Source organism: Vibrio sp. D417a (assembly GCF_030248595.1).
Classification (GTDB): domain Bacteria; phylum Pseudomonadota; class Gammaproteobacteria; order Enterobacterales; family Vibrionaceae; genus Vibrio; species Vibrio alginolyticus.
This window is the reverse complement of the sequence record NZ_JAHGAM010000011.1, coordinates 160532-178233: the sequence shown is the minus strand read 5'-3', so window position 1 is coordinate 178233 and position 17702 is coordinate 160532. Positions and strand designations below refer to the sequence as shown.

Genomic DNA, 17702 nt, shown 5'->3' with positions numbered 1-17702 from the left:
AGTTTTATGTTTGCAGTATGTAAATGCTGCTTGTCGGAAATGAGAATACTCTGGCTTATATCGCCTTAAGCGCGGAGCGCTAGAGAAAGGTTAAGGAAAAGAAAATGGCAACTCCACATATCAATGCTGAAATGGGTGCATTTGCAGACGTCGTACTGATGCCTGGTGATCCACTACGTGCAAAATACATCGCAGAGACTTTCCTTGAAGATGTCGTTCAAGTGTGTGACGTTCGTAATATGTTTGGTTACACAGGTACATACAAAGGCCGTAAGATCTCGGTAATGGGCCACGGTATGGGTATCCCATCATGCTCGATTTACGCGACTGAACTAATCAAAGACTTCGGCGTGAAGAAAATCATCCGTGTTGGCAGCTGTGGCGCAGTGAATGAAGACATCAAAGTGCGTGATGTTGTGATCGGCATGGGTGCATGTACTGACTCTAAAGTGAACCGTATCCGCTTTAAAGGTCATGACTTCGCGGCAATCGCAGACTACAACATGGTTCGTGCGGCAGAAGACGCTGCAAAAGCTCGCGGTATTGACGTTAAAGTTGGTAACCTATTCTCAGCAGAGCTTTTCTACACGCCAGATCCAGAAATGTTCGATGTAATGGACAAGTACGGCATTGTTGGTGTTGAAATGGAAGCGGCTGGTATTTACGGTGTTGCGGCAGAATACGGTGCAAAAGCTCTGACAATCTGTACGGTTTCTGATCATATCAAGACTGGCGAACAGACTACATCTGACGAGCGTCAAACGACATTCAACGACATGATGCTAATCGCACTAGATTCAGTATTGCTTGGTGACGAAGAGTAAGCGACGAAGAGTCATTCTATTTTTCGCTCTCAAGAGCTAAAAAAACAGCCCGCACATTACGGGCTGTTTTTATATGAGTTGTTAGCGCTACCTAGTTACTTGGTTAGCAGCAGGTTTGGCGCTTTTTTACGACGTATCGGTTGTCGACGTAAAATCAAGATGAACAACATACCACAGACAAAGCTCATTAAGACCATCATGTACATATAACGATCGCTCTTGCGATAGTGGTGGTCAGAAATAGCCGTCACCCGGCCCGTCTCAAAGGTCACGCGAACAAAACCGATAAGCGCACCATCTGCAAAAACTGGTTCAACCAACTGCTGGCGACCAATGGAAGCTGTTGCCAAAGGCGTATCCAGGCCAAGAACTTCGCGTACCGATAATGCCTCTTCACTAGACGCTAAACGTACACCCTGTGCATCGTAGATTGTTGCATCAAACACTAAACGGTCTTGTGCTAGCTGGTTTGTTAGCTGAAGTAATCGTTCTTGATCTTTAGTTAAAATCATCTCACTGGCAGAAAGAGACGCCTGTGAAATCAAAACTTTGGTGAGTGTTTCAAGCTGTTGTGCTTGAATTTTCTCATTACCCTTACTGATCACAACACTGTTTTTTATTGTGATAAACAACATCACACACAGTAGGATTAGTGCCAGAATTCTTAGGGCATTCCTTACTGAGAACAAAGATTCACTCATGCTCTTTACTCATCCATTTAAAATAAAACAAAGACTTGCCTTTTTAGTTTGTTGAGGTAACGTTTTAGCAAAGTCATAAGGGATTATATACATGGACGCGTCAAAAAGCTTGCCTATCAGAAAACATACGACACTTTTAAAACGATTACCCGAGACTCGATTTGCCTCCCAATTAGATAAAGCAAAAGCAAACTGGATCGTATTTGCTGAGTACCTTTCGCCAAGTCACTTCGAAGACATTGATTTCTTCACCGGCTTTTACAACCCGATACTAGAAACGTGGAAAGTTGGCCAATATGAAGTAGCCCTGATGGCCGGAGAGTTGACTCCTCAACATGAAACGATCTTACAAAGTCTCAACCTAGATTACGCCTCGCTTAATGAAGTGCCCGATCTATCAACCCAAGGGTTGATTGTATTTGATATGGATTCAACGGCGATCCAGATAGAGTGTATTGATGAAATCGCGAAACTGGCAGGAGTAGGGGATGAGGTCGCTGAAGTCACTGAACGTGCCATGCAAGGTGAGCTGGATTTTGAGCAAAGTTTACGTCAGCGAGTTGGTAAGCTCAAAGGTGCCGATGAATCAATTCTTGAACAAGTTCGTTCCCAGTTACCATTCATGCCGGACTTTGAAGCGCTAATTGCGACGTTGAAAGCCTTGGGCTGGAAAACAGCGATTGCTTCCGGTGGTTTTACTTACTTCTCTGATTACATCAAAGATAAAGTCGACTTAGATTTTGCTCGCTCCAATCAATTAGAAATTATTGACGGCAAACTCACGGGTAACGTACTTGGTGATGTGGTAACGGCGCAGATGAAGTCTGACATTCTAGTGGAACTGGCGGATGAATATGAAATTGAGCAGCACAACACGGTTGCTGTCGGTGATGGCGCTAATGATCTTGTGATGATGTCGGTGGCAGGATTAGGGATTGCGTATCACGCAAAACCAAAAGTGGAAGCTCAAGCGCAATCTGCGATTCGCTTTGCTGGGTTGGGCGGTGTGCTCTGTATTTTATCTGGCGCATTGGTGAAGCAGCAAAAGGTTAGCTGGAAAGCTAAACCTTAACCATCCATTCAAAAACACCGCCAGAAAGGCGGTGTTTTTTTTCAATTTGGTATGACTTTGAATTTACTCGGTTAACTCCAATCTAATTACAACCTCTTCAGTAATGTCTTCAAATTCACTGTAACCAACGAGCGCCGTCAACTCTTTTTCTAACTTGCTCGCTTGATGTACACCAAATTGGGTTAAGTCACTTAAATCTTGTTGCAGTAATGATGTCATCGGATCGAAAATTGGTGCAGTAGAAAGGCGAAGCACGTAAAAGTCACCCATCATTCGCGCTTTCTTTATAAATTGAATCCGCTCTTTTACGCTGTTGAACTCTTGATGAAGCTTTGACTCAATGCCTGTAATTTTATTGCCTACTTTTGCGGCGCTTATGTAGATATCCTGATGTCTGGCTTGAGCACCTTCTACACGTTTTATTGGCTCTGCGATTAATGTGCTTGTCCGGCCTTTAAAGATAGGTTCAAGTGACAACAGTTGGTCATGCCCAAGACGGGCAAAAAGCTCAATGTGTTTAGGTAGCGGCAAGTTCACCCCGATAACGGGGGTTTTGATTGAAGATGACGTACTCTTACTGATAAAAATGGGCGTGCTCAGCGTACGCGAGAGCAACATGCAGTGTAGCCTTTCAAGTAGAGCATTACTTGGTAGCGTCTCTTTTTGCGGGATTAGCTTGTCTTGATTGTGCTCGATAATGCTGTTGAAAAAAGCGATTACCTTCATGGTTTGGCTGCTTTCATCAATAACTAGCTGCACGCTACAACCGTCTGGGCTTACACGAATTACTCGGTATGGCACCGACATTAACGGCAATTTTTTATCGTAGAGTTGTAATTCTCGAAAGTTGATTCTTACCTCTTGCCCAGAACGTAACATCGTGGGCTCACTTAGCCTAATTCCGAGTCCTCGTTTGGAAAGGTCAACAGTACTGCCGCCTGTTTTAGTCTGTCCTGAGTACAACTCTAAAGGTGTTTTAAAACGATAACGAGGCTCTTTTCGACGAGACTTTGCATCAAAATAAATGCCCTTTGGATTGCCGATAACTCTTCTCGGATGGCGAAACGCGTTTAATGTATTAGCGGGTAAGCGCGGCTTTTCAGTTAGCAGGTAATCCTGCCCTGACTTTTCGTCAGCAATTTCTTGCAAAATACCAATATGAGTCAGTGATTGAGACGTTTCTGCCAACTCTGGAGAGAATGCTGCTAGGTCTTCCTGTTCTTGCTCTGATAGTTCAAAGATTGAAATTCTAAAGGCGCGCCAACTCTCTCGTTTGCCACCTAAATGCCAAAATAGCTGGCGCTGTTCGCGAGTTGCTTCTGGACGAAACATCGAATAGAAATAGGTTCGATTCTCGTGCTCGTGAGTAAATGAATAAAGGACATTGGTTGTTCCTTTAACACCAGGCTTAATGAGTGACGCGATGCGTTGCTCGTTGAATAAGGAACCAAACATTTGCTGGTTTCTCTCATCGTGCCAGTATTGCCAAAGCTTTTGATTGTTTGGCGTTAACATTGCTAATTTTAGGTCACTACCATCAAAGAATAGAGGCAAGCTGCTGGTGTGCTTTAGTGCGATGTGCTCATAACCGCGAGTTCGAGCTCGAATAATCTTGTCTTGATTGTCGTGACGAGCCCTTTTAGCAGCACTGTTGAGCGCTTCATCTATCACTCTGGTGACGACATTGGTGTCAGTTAAGCGTATGGTTCTGAGGTATCGAACTGAGTCATTTTCGTAACAGTCATCAACCGCGAGTATGCGGTATGCAAGCGGTTTCTCTATACCTGCAACGTTAGATTTGCTGGCAAATTCAGTAAACGTGACCTGAATAATTTCCCCAAGGTTATATTTAAATGCGCTCGGGACTTTGAACTTTGCGCCAGAGCTAGATAAATCAATGCTTAATCCATGAAGAAGCTGTCCTTTAGAACGGCAAATTTCAACTTGAGATTGGACTTTCAAGCGTTTTTCTTGGCGCTTTAAATCGTAGCCTAGGTGAACGGGTTCTGCTAAGAACGGGCTTTTAGGATCCGTTAACGATTGCGTTTTTTGCTGAGTAAGGCGCTTGCTCATTACGCGAAAGTTATTTCGCGTGTTGACCAATGCTTCCCACATTCCTTCCGTGTAGCAGCCAAACTTTTTGATGTTTTTATGGTAAGCGTTGAAAGCAACATCATCCAACCAATGTGGAATACCATCCAAAATATACTCGCGACATTCGCCTTGAACGCGACCTCGCAAATCAATGCTTTTTTTGCATGGAGCCATTAAGCGGTTAAGTTCCATTTTAACCAAAATTTTGGCCGAAGGCGGCTCTTCCTCGGTCAGTTGGCCAAGGACAAAGTCAAAGTCATTCGTACCGTAAACGGGAATGAGTCGTTCTGCGAGCGAGAGAATTTCAGATTGCTGCATTATTTCTGTTAGAGTATGTAGTTACTTTAAATTGTATCGGCTAAGCGAAGTAATACTTAAGTATATCAATAGTTCATTTCAGTTCAGGTCTGACTTGGCTGTGCTTAGTCACATTTGTAGAAAAAATTGAGGCATCATGGCGAAAGCAAAACGAGCGTATGTTTGTAATGATTGTGGCGCGGACTTTCCCCGTTGGCAGGGGCAGTGTAACGCATGTGGTGCATGGAATACGATAACAGAAGTACGTATCGCAGCATCGCCAACCGTTGCTCGCAATGAACGCTTAAGCGGCTACGCTGGTTCCGCAACAGAAGCTACGGTTCAAACGCTATCCGAAATTGATCTGCAAGAAGTACCTCGCTTCACCAGTGGGTTTAAAGAGCTTGACCGCGTGTTGGGTGGTGGTGTTGTGCCAGGTGCCGCAATTTTGATTGGTGGTAACCCTGGTGCAGGTAAATCAACCCTTCTGTTGCAAACCATGTGTAGTTTATCTGCGCAAATGCCAACGCTTTACGTAACCGGTGAAGAGTCATTACAGCAGGTGGCAATGCGTGCTTCCCGATTGGGCTTGCCGAAAGATCATTTAAAAATGCTATCGGAAACGAACGTCGACAAAATTTGCCAAATCGCCGAAAAAGAGCAGCCTCGTATAATGGTAATAGACTCGATTCAGGTGATGCACGTTTCTGATGTTCAATCGTCGCCTGGCAGTGTTGCTCAGGTACGTGAATCTGCGACGGCTCTGACACGATACGCAAAACAGAATAATGTTGCGGTATTTATTGTTGGTCACGTAACAAAAGATGGTACCCTTGCGGGCCCCAAAGTTCTTGAACACATTATCGACTGTTCGGTACTACTCGATGGTGGAACGGATAGCCGATTCCGCACTTTGCGTAGTCATAAAAACCGTTTTGGCGCTGTGAATGAGCTTGGTGTCTTTGCAATGACAGGCCAAGGATTGAAAGAAGTGAGTAACCCATCAGCGATCTTCCTTTCTCGTGGTGAAGAAGAAACATCAGGCTCTTCCGTCATGGTGGTTTGGGAAGGCACGCGCCCTCTGCTAGTAGAGATTCAAGCGCTGGTGGATTACTCGCAGTTAGCCAACCCTCGTCGTGTTGCGGTCGGCTTGGAGCAGAACCGCCTATCACTTTTGCTCGCTGTGTTGCATAAGCATGGTGGCTTACAAATGGCAGACCAAGATGTCTTTGTTAATGTGGTTGGCGGTGTTAAGGTGACGGAGACGAGCGCTGATCTTGCTTTAGTTATGGCGCTTTTATCGAGTTTTCGTGACCGTCCACTCCCTAAAGATGTGGTGATTTTTGGTGAGGTAGGGCTTGCGGGCGAAATCCGTCCAGTGCCAAGTGGGCAAGAGCGTTTGAATGAAGCGTTCAAACATGGTTTCAAGAAAGCCATCGTGCCAGCAGCCAACATGCCGAAAGGTGGCATCCCTGGCATGCAAATTCACGGCGTTAAGAAATTGTCGGAAGCTATAGAGGCTTTTGACGAGCTGTAATGCTCATAAGAATGGTATTTGTGCAATCACAAACAGTTCTATTCGTCCTCAATAAAATGCGAATAAAGTACATAAATTGCTGTGTTTGACTATGCTTTGGGGACGGAAATTTCACGTTAAAATTTTTTTTCTTCCATCCGCACGCAAGGGTATCAGTATTGACAGAATGTGATATACTCTGCGCGCACTTTATACCTTATTAACAGAGTAAGACAATGACTGATTTATCAAAATACAGAAACATTGGTATTTTTGCTCACGTAGACGCGGGTAAAACTACCTCTACAGAGCGTATCCTAAAGCTAACTGGTAAGATCCATAAGATCGGTGACACTCACGACGGTTCAACTACTACTGACTTCATGGAGCAGGAAGCTGAGCGTGGTATCACAATCCAGTCTGCAGCAACAACTTGTTTCTGGAACGATCACCGTCTAAACATCATCGATACTCCTGGACACGTTGACTTCACTATCGAAGTTTACCGTTCTCTAAAAGTACTTGACGGTGGTATCGGTGTATTCTGTGGTTCTGGTGGTGTTGAGCCTCAGTCAGAAACTAACTGGCGTTACGCTGACGAATCACACGTATCACGTCTGATCTTCGTTAACAAACTAGACCGTATGGGCGCAGATTTCTACAAAGTTGTAGATCAAGTACAGAACGTACTAGGTGCTACACCTCTAGTTATGACTCTACCTATCGGTATCGAAGAAGATTTCGTAGGTGTTGTAGACGTACTAAGCCAACAAGCTTACGTATGGGATGAGTCTGGCCAACCAGAGAACTACGAAGTTCAAGATATTCCAGCAGACATGGTAGAGAAAGCTGCTGAATACCGTGAAATGCTAATCGAAACTGCTCTAGAGCAAGACGAAGATCTAATGATGGCTTACCTAGAAGAAGGCGAAGAGCCATCTCTAGAAGACATCAAACGTTGTATCCGTAAAGGTACTCGTGATCTAGCATTCTTCCCAACTTACTGTGGTTCAGCGTACAAGAACAAAGGTATCCAACTTATTCTTGACGCGGTAATTGATTACCTACCATCTCCAACAGAAGTTGATCCACAGCCTCTAACTGATTCAGAGACTGGTGAGCCAACTGGTGAAGTTGCGACTGTATCTGCAGACGAGCCACTACGTGCTCTTGCATTTAAGATTATGGATGACCGCTTCGGTGCTCTAACCTTTATCCGCATCTACTCTGGTAAGATGAAGAAAGGTGATACAATCCTTAACTCTGCAACTGGTAAAACAGAGCGTATCGGCCGTATGGTTGAGATGCACGCGGACGAGCGTAACGAGATCGATTCAGCACAAGCTGGTGACATCATCGCTGTAGTTGGTATGAAGAACGTTCAAACTGGTCACACTCTATGTGATCCTAAGCACGAATGTACTCTTGAGCCAATGATCTTCCCAGATCCAGTAATCTCTATCGCAGTTAAGCCTAAAGATAAAGGCGGTTCTGAGAAGATGGGTATCGCGATCGGTAAAATGGTTGCAGAAGATCCATCATTCCAAGTTGAGACTGATGAAGATTCAGGCGAAACTATCCTGAAAGGTATGGGTGAACTTCACCTAGACATCAAGGTAGATATCCTTAAGCGTACTTACGGCGTTGAGCTAGAAGTTGGTGCTCCACAGGTTGCTTACCGTGAAACTATCACTCAAGCAATCGAAGATAGCTACACGCACAAGAAACAGTCTGGTGGTTCTGGTCAGTTCGGTAAGATCGACTACCGCATCAAACCAGGTGAGCCAAACTCTGGCTTCACGTTCAAATCAACAGTTGTTGGTGGTAACGTACCTAAAGAATTCTGGCCTGCAGTTGAGAAAGGCTTTGCGTCAATGATGGAGCACGGTGTTCTAGCTGGCTTCCCTACTCTAGACGTTGAAGTTGAACTATTCGACGGTGGTTTCCACGCAGTTGACTCTTCAGCTATCGCTTACGAAATCGCAGCGAAAGGTGCATTCCGTCAGTCTATGCCTAAAGCTGGCGCGCAACTTCTTGAGCCAATCATGAAAGTTGACGTGTTCACTCCAGAAGATCACGTTGGTGACGTAATCGGTGACCTTAACCGTCGTCGTGGTATGATCAAAGACCAACAAGCAGCTTCTACTGGCGTACGTATCAAGGGTGATGTACCTCTATCAGAAATGTTTGGTTACATCGGTACTCTACGTACTATGACTTCTGGTCGTGGTCAGTTCTCTATGGAGTTCTCCCACTACGCACCATGTCCAACAAACGTTGCAGAGCAAGTAATTGCTGACGTTAAAGAGCGTAACGCTAAGAAGTAATTCTTAAGTTAACTCTATAACTTGAAAGCCCCGCTTAGTGCGGGGCTTTTTGTATTTAGCAGTCTTATACGCAGAGCGTGTTTGTTTTATTCCTATTTAGCGTTTGTTTTGACGATTGTTATGATGCCGTTCTAGTACTGTTGCCTTTTAGGTCAATGGTCTTAAAGTCTGGTACCACTGACTTTTCAAATATTTCTATTTCTTCCTTCAACCATTGCGCAAACAATTGAGCTTTAGGTCTTTTTAAGTAGCCTTTTGGCGCACACAAGTAATACGCAAAGTTGGGCTTGATAGCGATATCTCCAATTCGGACCAATTTGCCAGAACGAAAATATTGATGGGCTAAACTGTGTTTTACTAATGCCACGCCTTGAAGTGATAGTGCAGCCTCAAGCACGAGATGTGATCCACTGTATTTTAAGGTAGGCTTTGCTGCGCAGTGACCCAAGGTTGCTAACCACATATTCCAATCAAGATCAGGCCAAACATCTTCAATCAGCTCAGCTTTGCTTAAATCCTCGATGTTATAGATCCCGTGCTCTTTCTGGTACACCGGATGACAAGCAGGATAAAAAGCTTCGTCCATCAGCCATTGTGATTCTAAATTGGGATATTTTCCTAAACCGTAACGAACACATAAATCTATCTGACTATCTTGAAAAGACACCAAATCATTGGTTGGTTCTAATAGTAAGGCGATATCAGGGTGACGCTGGCGAAAAGCCGTAATTTTCGGGACTAACCAATGATGAGCGAAAGAGGGGAGTGTTGATATCGAAAGGTGGTTCGGGTTTGGATCTTGATTGACTAATCTAACCCCTTGCTGCAAATGAGCAAACCCTCTTTCTGCCTGACTAAACAGTAGCTCTCCCTCTGGTGTGAGCACGATTTTTCTGTGCTGACGAACAAATAGGTCCGTGCCTAAGAACTCTTCTAAATGACGAATTTGCTGACTAATGGCCGCTGGCGTAACAAACAGTTCTTTTGCTGCCGTTTTAAAGCTTCCTTCCTTTGCTGCAACGAAAAAGTAATACAAGCCCTGTAAGGGAGGCATTCGATCTTTCACATTAGTTTTCCTTAACTCTATGGCAGATTCTATCGTTTGAGGATATCAGCGTAGTCGCTGATTATTAAGTGGTCAACATTGTATAGGGATCTTTGAAATGGAAAACATGACACACACTTGTGAGCGTACTATACCTACTGCCCATCAGAGCGGGTTACAGTTAATTTATTCTAAACTGGCGGCTTGGAGAAGGAACTATAAGACACGTCGTCACTTGAGAGAGTTACCAAAGCACCTTTGGGACGATATTGGATTAGGTGAAAGGGAGATTAGTTGTGAAGTGAGTAAGCCATTCTGGAGAGAGTAGTCTATGAGTTTGATTCAAGCTCAAAGTTAAGTTGCACTCCCCAATGGTGTTGAGGAGTGCAAGCAAAATTACAAGTCTTCTTCCCACACGACCAATTCATCTTTTGGCCAATTGTGGCCTATCTCATGATACTTTTGTTCGAGCACATGACGTTTAATTTTAAGCGTTGGAGTCAGTACGCCATTTTCTATACTCCAAGGTTCTTTAATCATTAACACACCTTTGATTTGCTCATGAGAGGCGAGTTCTTGATTCATCCTGGCAATAACTTTACGTGTGGTACGTGCGTATCGCTCTCGATCAAAGTTAGGGAAGTCATGTGGCACAACCAAAAGAATCGGAGCGGGTAGCCCTAAACCGATGAGACACATCATCTCTACGCGACTGTACTCGAAAAGCTTTTTCTCGATAGGAACCGGAGAGACAAATTTACCTTTGGCGGTTTTGAAGTTATCTTTTTTACGGCCTTGAATCGTTAGATAACCATCTGAGTCGATAGCGCCGATATCGCCTGTGTGTAGCCAGCCCTCTGAATCAAAAGACTCTTGGGTGGCAATGTCATTTTTGTAGTAGCCAGAAAATAGCCCTTTGCCACGCACCATGATTTCATCATCAGCTGCGATTTTTAACTCAATGCCTGGCCCTGCATTACCGACACTACCGATTTTGTCAGCTCTAAATGGGTAGTTGAGCGTGCTGTAGGCAAATGATTCGGTCATCCCCCAAGCCTCTGTGATATCAAGGCCCACTGAGTGGTACCATTCCAACAGCGCTGGCGAGACAGGTGCAGAGCCACAGCCTAATACTCGAGCCTGATCTAAACCTAGACCATCTGCTAGCTTTTTCTTGATCAAAGAATTGACGAATGGGATTTTCAACAGAATATTGAGCTTCTTCTGTGGAAGTTTGTCTTGAATACGTTGCTGGAATAGCGTCCATAATCGTGGGACGGAGATAAACAGAGTTGGTCGGTGCATCTTCACATCTTCGATAAAAGTGTCCAGTGACTCTGGAAATGCTGTTGGCACGCCACCCATAATCGATGAACCGAAGATATAAACACGCTCTGTAATATGAGCGAGCGGTAAATAAGAGAACAGTCGGTCGTTTTCTTGGATACCAATATGATTGATCAGTTGCTGAACAGACCAACTGAATGCGCCGTAAGTTAGCATCGCGCCTTTCGGTAACCCTGATGTGCCTGAGGTATACACCAACGACATTAGCTTGTCATCGTAATGCTGCGGACGCTCTTCACTTGGCACTGCATCAGCAATGAGCGCTTGGTATTCGTGCTTACACTTAGGTGCCGTGTCATAAGGTAGAGCGATGCTAATGAGTTCAGGCATAGCATCAATGACTTGCTGAGTTGCTTTGGGATCATCGAGTTTTCCGCCAATGATCGCTTTACTTTCACTATGAGTCACACAGTATTCGATGGTGTCTGCACCGGCGGTAGGAAAGATTGGCACACTGACATAGTCACCAAGCATCATAGCAAGATCGCAAATAAACCATTCTGCACAGTTTTTAGATACTAACGCAACTTTGTCGCCAGGCTTTACACCAAGCGAGCGTAGTGCGCTGACAAGTTTTAAGGCTTGATCTGCAACATCAGAGAATGTGTACTCAACAAACTGTCGGTTAATAATTTGTTTTAGGTAGACCTCATTTGGACGCTCTTGAGCCCATTTGAGGATCATTTCATTTGGTGGTGGGAGAGCGCAACCAGCAGCGCTATTTAGATTCGGCTGATTCATTTTAAGTGACTCCATGTCTTCTCATTGTATTTATAATTGTTAACGCATTGTTAACTTTAGCATGTTAAATCGCGACACGGGAATGCATTTTGATGAAATATGTGGGGAAGATAGCGTTAGTTGTCCTGACAGTTGCTACAAATAAAGCCTAAAACTGCTGTCGATAATTTGCTGGAGACAGACCGGTTTTTTTCTTAAAAATTCGAGAAAAGTAAGAAACGTCTCGATACCCGCACTGATAAGCAATGTAAGCAATTTTCATCGATTCATTTTCAATTAGCATTTTCTTAGCTAATGAAATGCGTTTCGCCGTGACATAATCACGAAAGCACATACCCACTTTACGGTGGAAAACTTTGGAAAAGTAGTTCGGCGAGTAATGACAAAGAGCGGCTGCTTCCTCTTCTCTTAGGTCCTTATGAACGTTATTGGCGATGTAATGGACTACGTCTGAAAAGTTTGACTTGCCGCTTCGAGAGAAAAGTTTATCTACCGAGATTTGTTCTTCGTCTACTTTGCTATGCAAAAAGTATTTCAATTTTACTTGTGAAAGCCAGATAGGAAGAGTGAGCTCGTTCAACTTATAATATTCCGCACAAATATGCTTGGGCGGCAAGTGGAGAACCGTATCTTTTGGAGATACGACGATCAGTTTTTTGTCGAGGTTTTTACAGAGCGTTATAACACCTTTCAAGTGCTCTTGATGATCACAGGTTATGTAGTAAAAGAAATAGCTATGTTCTTTATCACTGAGGACTGAGATATCTTTACTGCAGTCCATAATGTCAAAGCTCCCATCAAACTCACAACGAAATTGTTCCGGCAGCGAGCAAAGAGTCTCTCCTATCCAGTAAGCTTTGGTCTGTTTATCCATATGAATCCTGCTCAGTACGTACTACACCAATGTTAGTATGCATTGAGGTCAGTCGAGCCTCATTCCTTGAGCTTCAGACCTCACCCTTTCGTTTATTAAGCTTAGGCTTATATAGTCATACTGCAAGTGTGAAATGTGTCACATAGCTTACAGTGATGTGTCTTATTTATGATACATTTCGCCTCTGAAGCGCAGACAGGCAAGAAAGTACTAACCTTTGGCAAAAAAGTCCTAACCCCCCTAATTCTTGATGACTAATGTTTAAGCATGATTCGGGTGTATATGATACCTGCGTCATGGACAAGCGAGATTTGGTTAAATAAAGGGGATAATCTTATGGATAACTTTCGCAATCTAATCAAGGACTTCATGGAAGACGAAGAGGGGCTAACACTTTTGGAGTATATCCTAGGTGCGGCACTAATTGTCACTGCATTCTTGGGCTCAGGCTTCTGGACAACGTTGTCTACTAAGTTCACTTCAGTAGCTGGTCGTATTAGCTCTTCGTAATGGTTAGCGAGTTAATTATTTGGTCATTACTTATTGCGATTGGAGTTTCAGACGCACAGAAACACAGAATACCGAATAAAGCGGTGCTTATGCTTTTGGTTGCAGTAACTGCAAACGTAATTTACAACCCAGCCACAACTGGTTTGGATCATTTATATGGTGGGTTGGTTGCGTTTGCGGTGTGTTTCGCGCTGTATCTTTTCAAAGTAATGGCTGGAGGAGACGTTAAGTTACTCGCCGTCATAGGGGCATGGTTGGGATTGAGTAACCTTGGGGAAGCGTCTACCGGGATAATACTCGCTGGAGGCATTGTCGGCATTTTTTATCTAGTGCTACATGTGTCATCGACTAGTGTTGCTCTATCACATCAGATTAAAGGGTATTGCTTAGAAAAAGTAACACCAGGCTTTAGGTCCAGTAAGCCGTTAGTCATTCCATTCGCGCCGATAATCGTAATTGGATTAGCTTATTTTTCCTATACCCACTAAATAAAAATAATAAATGGCATGCAGCATCAGTTGGCTAAGCAACTTCAAGGAGGGGAAGTGTGATGGGCTCTGTGTATTGGGAAAAACTCGTGCCACAAATAAATCCACCAAAAGTACCTTCATCGGTAGAAGGTCTTGGCATACCGGCTTCGGTCGTTGAAAACTTAGTGTTGAAACATCTGGCAGCTTATCCGAAATGTGATTTGATCGAGTTAACACAGCGGTTATGTGTGGTTTCAAATATTGTTGAACTTGCTTTGGCGCAGTTGAGGAAACGAAGCTGGGTTGAGGTATATCAGCCTACATCTGAGAAGCTAAACCATTCGTACTCGAACATTCGTTATAGTCTAACGGAGTTAGGACTTGCGGAAGCAGACATTGCATATAGAAAAGATCCGTACATCGGTCCTGTTCCTGTTTCTTTGGAAGAGTATTGGACCGTTGTTGAAGGACAAGATCTACGCAAAAACCCTGTTACCCGTATCGATGTAGAGCGTGCATTATCTGATGTTTTTGGCTCGGATCACTTAGTTCCTGTTCTCGGACCTGCTATCAACTCTGGACGAGCTTTGTTGCTTTATGGCCACGCGGGTACTGGTAAAAGTTACGTCGCATCAAGAGTGCTCAATGCAATGAACACTTCGGTGTTTATTCCTTACGCCGTATATGCCGATGGCAACATCATCAAAGTGTTCTCAGAGCATCATCACCGTCGTTTAGACAACTCCCATTCTCAGGTTTTCGTTAAGTTGGAAACCCATTACGACAAACGCTGGGTTCTTTGTGAAAGACCAAACATTCAAGTGGGCGGTGAGCTGACATTGGAGATGCTTGAGGTAAACCACAGCGAGCATAATCGTGTATGGATTGCGCCACTTCAAATGATGGCTAACAACGGAATCTTAGTGATTGATGATCTCGGTCGTCAGTCAATGCCTGTTGATGCCTTGCTAAATAGATGGATCGTTCCAATGGAATACTTATTTGACCATCTGGCGCTGCCAAATGGTCAACAAGTAACGGTGCCATTTATGCTTACTTTGGCATTCTCATCCAATTTTGCACCAAGCAAAATTGCTGACCCTGCTTTTTTACGCCGTCTGGGGTACAAAATTGAGTTTAATCCACTTGGTGATGATGACTATAAAGCGCTTTGGTTATCGCTGTCCAAAGACTTGCAACTTGCGTTGTCGCCTGAATTCTTTGACACATTAAATCAATTGCACCGTGAAAATAACATGCCTAATTATCCATGCTTACCTAAAGATCTTTTGGGCATTAGCAGAGACGTTCTCGTTTTTGAAGGAAAACGAAAAGTCGTCTCATCAGACATTTTAACTCGTGCCTGGGGACTGTATTTCACAGTGGATGAATAGGGAGATCTAAATTATGAGTCGGACTCAAGTCATCATGCTATTGCTGCTCTCCATTGTTTTCGGCCTTGCTGCCGTGTTGATAGCTAAACAATGGATGGATGGCAGAAACCAACCAACAGTCGAGTTAGAAGAGGTCGAAAGGCATCCCGTTTTAGTTGCCGCCATGGAGCTAGAACCAGGAACTATTCTCTCTGAGAAACATTTGTCTACTAAGCTCATGGAAGTGGAGTGGATAGATGATGAAACATTGAAAGTAAAAGAACAGGCATTGGGAAGAATCGTTGCCAATACTATTTACGCGGGTGAACTTGTTAACCCTCATCGCCTTGCCCTACCTGGTGAAGGCGCAACACTTGCTGCATTAATTCCAGAAAACAAGCGAGCAATCACTATTCGCGTAAATGACGTTATCGGTGTGGCAGGTTTTTTGTTACCAGGCAACAAGGTCGATGTCCTGAATACAGTGAGTTATGGACAAGGTAAAAACGCCACAACAAAAACAGTGCTTAAAAATATCAATGTTCTTGCGGTGGACCAAACAGCCAAAACGAATGATAACAAACCCGTGATTGTACGCGCTGTGACTTTAGAAGTAACACCGAAAGAGGCAGAAAAGCTCTTATCGGCGAACAGCAAAGGCGATATACAGCTTGCTCTGCGCAACCCTCATGAAGTGGATAAACCTGTTGTAGCAAGAAAATACACGCCACGACCTAGTGTGACCATTATTAAGGGATCTCAGGCATCCAGTGTCCGAGTCAGCAATTAGGTGAATTATGAAAACAATAATATTACTTGTTAGCCAGTTACTTTTCGTCAGCTTGTCTGTTAACGCAGCTACGGCGCTGTCAGGAAAAGTCGTAACCGTTGCACATCACCAATCAACTCAATTGATGATATCAGGCCAAGCAAAGAAAGTGACGTTAGGGGATCCAGAAGTCTTGGATATTTTAGTGCTCAGATCGAACGAGCTGTTTCTTATTGGTAAGAAGTTAGGTACCACGAATGTGTCGGTGTGGGATCGCAGAGGCCGGTTAATTGAGCAGTTTAACGTGGAAGTCACGCATGATCTAAATACGCTTAAGTCGAAGCTTTATCAGTTCTTGCCGGATGAAAATATCGAAGTGCACAGTGCGCAAGAAAAAGTAGTACTTAGAGGCTTGGTCAGCAGTCAGCAAAACATGGACACTGCGGTCAAAATTGCTGAAACCTTTGCTTTGGGTGAAGCGGCAGATGAAGAAGATGATAGCTCTAAAGATGATGAAAGTATGGTCATCAATCTACTTTCTATTGGTGGTGCTCAACAGGTGACGCTAGAAGTTACCGTTGCCGAAGTACAGCGCACACTTGTAAGACGCTTCGACTCAAACTTCCACTTTTTCCAAAGAAGTGGGGACTTTACTTGGGGTGGTACGACTGCTGGTGGCGGTATTGATGGCATTGGACCGATTTTGAACGTCCCAACAGTCGAAGATTTCGGTTTTCTCGGATCGTTTATCGACAGTAATACCTTGTTTACCTTTGCGCTTGATGTGGCGAAGCAAAATGGCGTAGCGAAAGTACTGGCAGAGCCTAGCCTTACCGCATTAAGTGGTACGCAAGCCGAGTTTGTCGCTGGTGGTGAATTCCCAATTCCAGTACCAAATGAAGATGGTATTACCATCGACTACAAAGAGTATGGTGTTCAACTCGACTTTGTTCCGTTTATTTTGAGTGATAAGAGAATCAATCTCAAACTGAACGTCAATGTGAGTGAAATTTCCAATTCTGGTGTGTTGACGTTTAATCCAAACGAAGTGAATGCCACTTTCTTTATTCCACCAATCACAAAACGAAGTGCTGGTACCACGATTGAGCTAGCAGATGGTCAAACCATTGGTATTGCGGGGCTATTGAGTGAAAACGCGCGTAACGTTGCGAATGGTATACCTGGTGCGAGTGATCTACCTGTGTTAGGCCGCTTGTTTAAGAGTGAAGAATTTACCTCTGGGGAAACAGAACTAGTCATTCTGGTTACTCCTCGATTAGCAACCCCAATTGACCGACGTCGAATCACGCTACCAACAGATGGTTTTGTTGCTCCAAACGATGTGGAGTTCTATTTGCTTGGTAAAGGTGCTGAGTTGGATTTCGATAGGTACCAGATAAACGACATCAGTGAAGAAAATACTAACAACAATTTTATTCAATACGGTTCGTCAGAAGGTGGCTCTGAGGGCAAGTTTGGGCACAGTCTATAAGTGGGAGAACAAGATGAAAAGCATAATGATAATGACCATTTGTTTCACATCATTCGGCTTGTTTGGCTGTGCGAATGACCCCGAGCTTGGTATCTCGGTTAGCCAGCTGCGCGCTGAACAAACTCTGAATCCAGAAGCCTGGTATGAGAATTTGGGCTACTTACCGGAAGGTAGTGGTGAGCGCACACAAGTTAGCTTAGAGGTATATAACAACAATGGGGTAGCCAAAGATGATTAAGTGATACGTTCA

General features: G+C 44.0%; 16 protein-coding genes. 11 read left to right on the top strand and 5 right to left on the bottom strand.

All coding sequences use genetic code 11. The features are described 5' to 3' along the window. Positions 1 to 104: 104 nt before the first annotated feature. Complete coding sequence (deoD, locus tag KI742_RS12620) at positions 105 to 824, top strand: purine-nucleoside phosphorylase (RefSeq protein ID WP_005380140.1); 720 nt, start codon at positions 105 to 107, stop codon at positions 822 to 824. Between the two features lie 95 nt (positions 825 to 919). Here deoD and KI742_RS12615 read toward each other — a convergent pair whose 3' ends face one another. Beyond that, the gene (locus KI742_RS12615) at positions 920 to 1525 is read right to left on the bottom strand and encodes a YtjB family periplasmic protein (RefSeq protein ID WP_005391677.1); all 606 of its coding nucleotides are present in this window, start codon (positions 1523 to 1525) and stop codon (positions 920 to 922) included. A gap of 91 nt (positions 1526 to 1616) precedes the next feature. On the opposite strand from KI742_RS12615, the gene serB reads away from it, so the two are divergent. Next, a complete protein-coding gene (serB, locus tag KI742_RS12610) occupies positions 1617 to 2597 on the top strand; it encodes a phosphoserine phosphatase (protein ID WP_005386439.1) in 981 nt (326 codons plus the stop codon). 63 nt (positions 2598 to 2660) lie between these two features. Here the strand turns inward: serB and KI742_RS12605 are convergent, their stop codons facing one another. Beyond that, the gene (locus KI742_RS12605; RefSeq protein ID WP_017635880.1) at positions 2661 to 5009 is read right to left on the bottom strand and encodes a PilZ domain-containing protein; all 2349 of its coding nucleotides are present in this window, start codon (positions 5007 to 5009) and stop codon (positions 2661 to 2663) included. 136 nt (positions 5010 to 5145) lie between these two features. Here KI742_RS12605 and radA point away from each other — a divergent pair, with 136 nt between their 5' ends. Both radA and fusA read left to right on the top strand, forming a co-directional pair. Next, positions 5146 to 6525 carry a DNA repair protein RadA gene (radA, locus tag KI742_RS12600; RefSeq protein WP_005386443.1) on the top strand — a complete coding sequence of 460 codons (1380 nt, stop codon included), beginning with the start codon at positions 5146 to 5148 and terminating at the stop codon, positions 6523 to 6525. A 215-nt stretch (positions 6526 to 6740) separates the two neighbouring features. Beyond that, on the top strand, positions 6741 to 8831 hold the full coding sequence (gene fusA / locus KI742_RS12595; protein WP_005386444.1) for an elongation factor G: 2091 nt from the start codon (positions 6741 to 6743) through the stop codon (positions 8829 to 8831). 118 nt (positions 8832 to 8949) lie between these two features. On the opposite strand, the gene KI742_RS12590 is transcribed toward fusA, so the two are convergent. Next, complete coding sequence (locus tag KI742_RS12590; protein WP_017820432.1) at positions 8950 to 9897, bottom strand: LysR substrate-binding domain-containing protein; 948 nt, start codon at positions 9895 to 9897, stop codon at positions 8950 to 8952. 97 nt (positions 9898 to 9994) lie between these two features. On the opposite strand from KI742_RS12590, the gene KI742_RS12585 reads away from it, so the two are divergent. After that, the gene (locus KI742_RS12585) at positions 9995 to 10204 is read left to right on the top strand and encodes a DUF1127 domain-containing protein (RefSeq protein ID WP_005380156.1); all 210 of its coding nucleotides are present in this window, start codon (positions 9995 to 9997) and stop codon (positions 10202 to 10204) included. Positions 10205 to 10272: 68 nt separating this feature from the next. Here KI742_RS12585 and KI742_RS12580 read toward each other — a convergent pair whose 3' ends face one another. After that, on the bottom strand, positions 10273 to 11964 hold the full coding sequence (locus KI742_RS12580) for an AMP-binding protein (RefSeq protein ID WP_031779037.1): 1692 nt from the start codon (positions 11962 to 11964) through the stop codon (positions 10273 to 10275). Between the two features lie 148 nt (positions 11965 to 12112). Then, positions 12113 to 12838 carry an AraC family transcriptional regulator gene (locus tag KI742_RS12575; protein ID WP_285385485.1) on the bottom strand — a complete coding sequence of 242 codons (726 nt, stop codon included), beginning with the start codon at positions 12836 to 12838 and terminating at the stop codon, positions 12113 to 12115. Positions 12839 to 13174: 336 nt separating this feature from the next. On the opposite strand from KI742_RS12575, the gene KI742_RS12570 reads away from it, so the two are divergent. The 6 genes from KI742_RS12570 to KI742_RS12545 all read left to right on the top strand — a co-directional run bounded on the left by KI742_RS12570 (position 13175) and on the right by KI742_RS12545 (position 17690). After that, positions 13175 to 13348, top strand: a complete 174-nt coding sequence (locus KI742_RS12570; protein WP_213876202.1) for a Flp family type IVb pilin — start codon at positions 13175 to 13177, stop codon at positions 13346 to 13348. Continuing rightward, the gene (locus KI742_RS12565) at positions 13348 to 13836 is read left to right on the top strand and encodes a prepilin peptidase (RefSeq protein ID WP_262591508.1); all 489 of its coding nucleotides are present in this window, start codon (positions 13348 to 13350) and stop codon (positions 13834 to 13836) included. Before KI742_RS12570 ends, KI742_RS12565 begins: the two co-directional genes overlap by 1 nt. 62 nt (positions 13837 to 13898) lie before the next feature. Next, positions 13899 to 15212 carry an AAA family ATPase gene (locus KI742_RS12560; RefSeq protein ID WP_285385514.1) on the top strand — a complete coding sequence of 438 codons (1314 nt, stop codon included), beginning with the start codon at positions 13899 to 13901 and terminating at the stop codon, positions 15210 to 15212. Between the two features lie 13 nt (positions 15213 to 15225). Further along, the gene (gene cpaB / locus KI742_RS12555) at positions 15226 to 15981 is read left to right on the top strand and encodes a Flp pilus assembly protein CpaB (RefSeq protein ID WP_213876206.1); all 756 of its coding nucleotides are present in this window, start codon (positions 15226 to 15228) and stop codon (positions 15979 to 15981) included. 7 nt (positions 15982 to 15988) lie between these two features. Further along, complete coding sequence (locus KI742_RS12550) at positions 15989 to 17452, top strand: type II and III secretion system protein family protein (protein WP_285385487.1); 1464 nt, start codon at positions 15989 to 15991, stop codon at positions 17450 to 17452. Between the two features lie 13 nt (positions 17453 to 17465). Next, a complete protein-coding gene (locus KI742_RS12545) occupies positions 17466 to 17690 on the top strand; it encodes a hypothetical protein (protein ID WP_031781045.1) in 225 nt (74 codons plus the stop codon). The last annotated feature ends 12 nt before the right edge of the window (positions 17691 to 17702 follow it).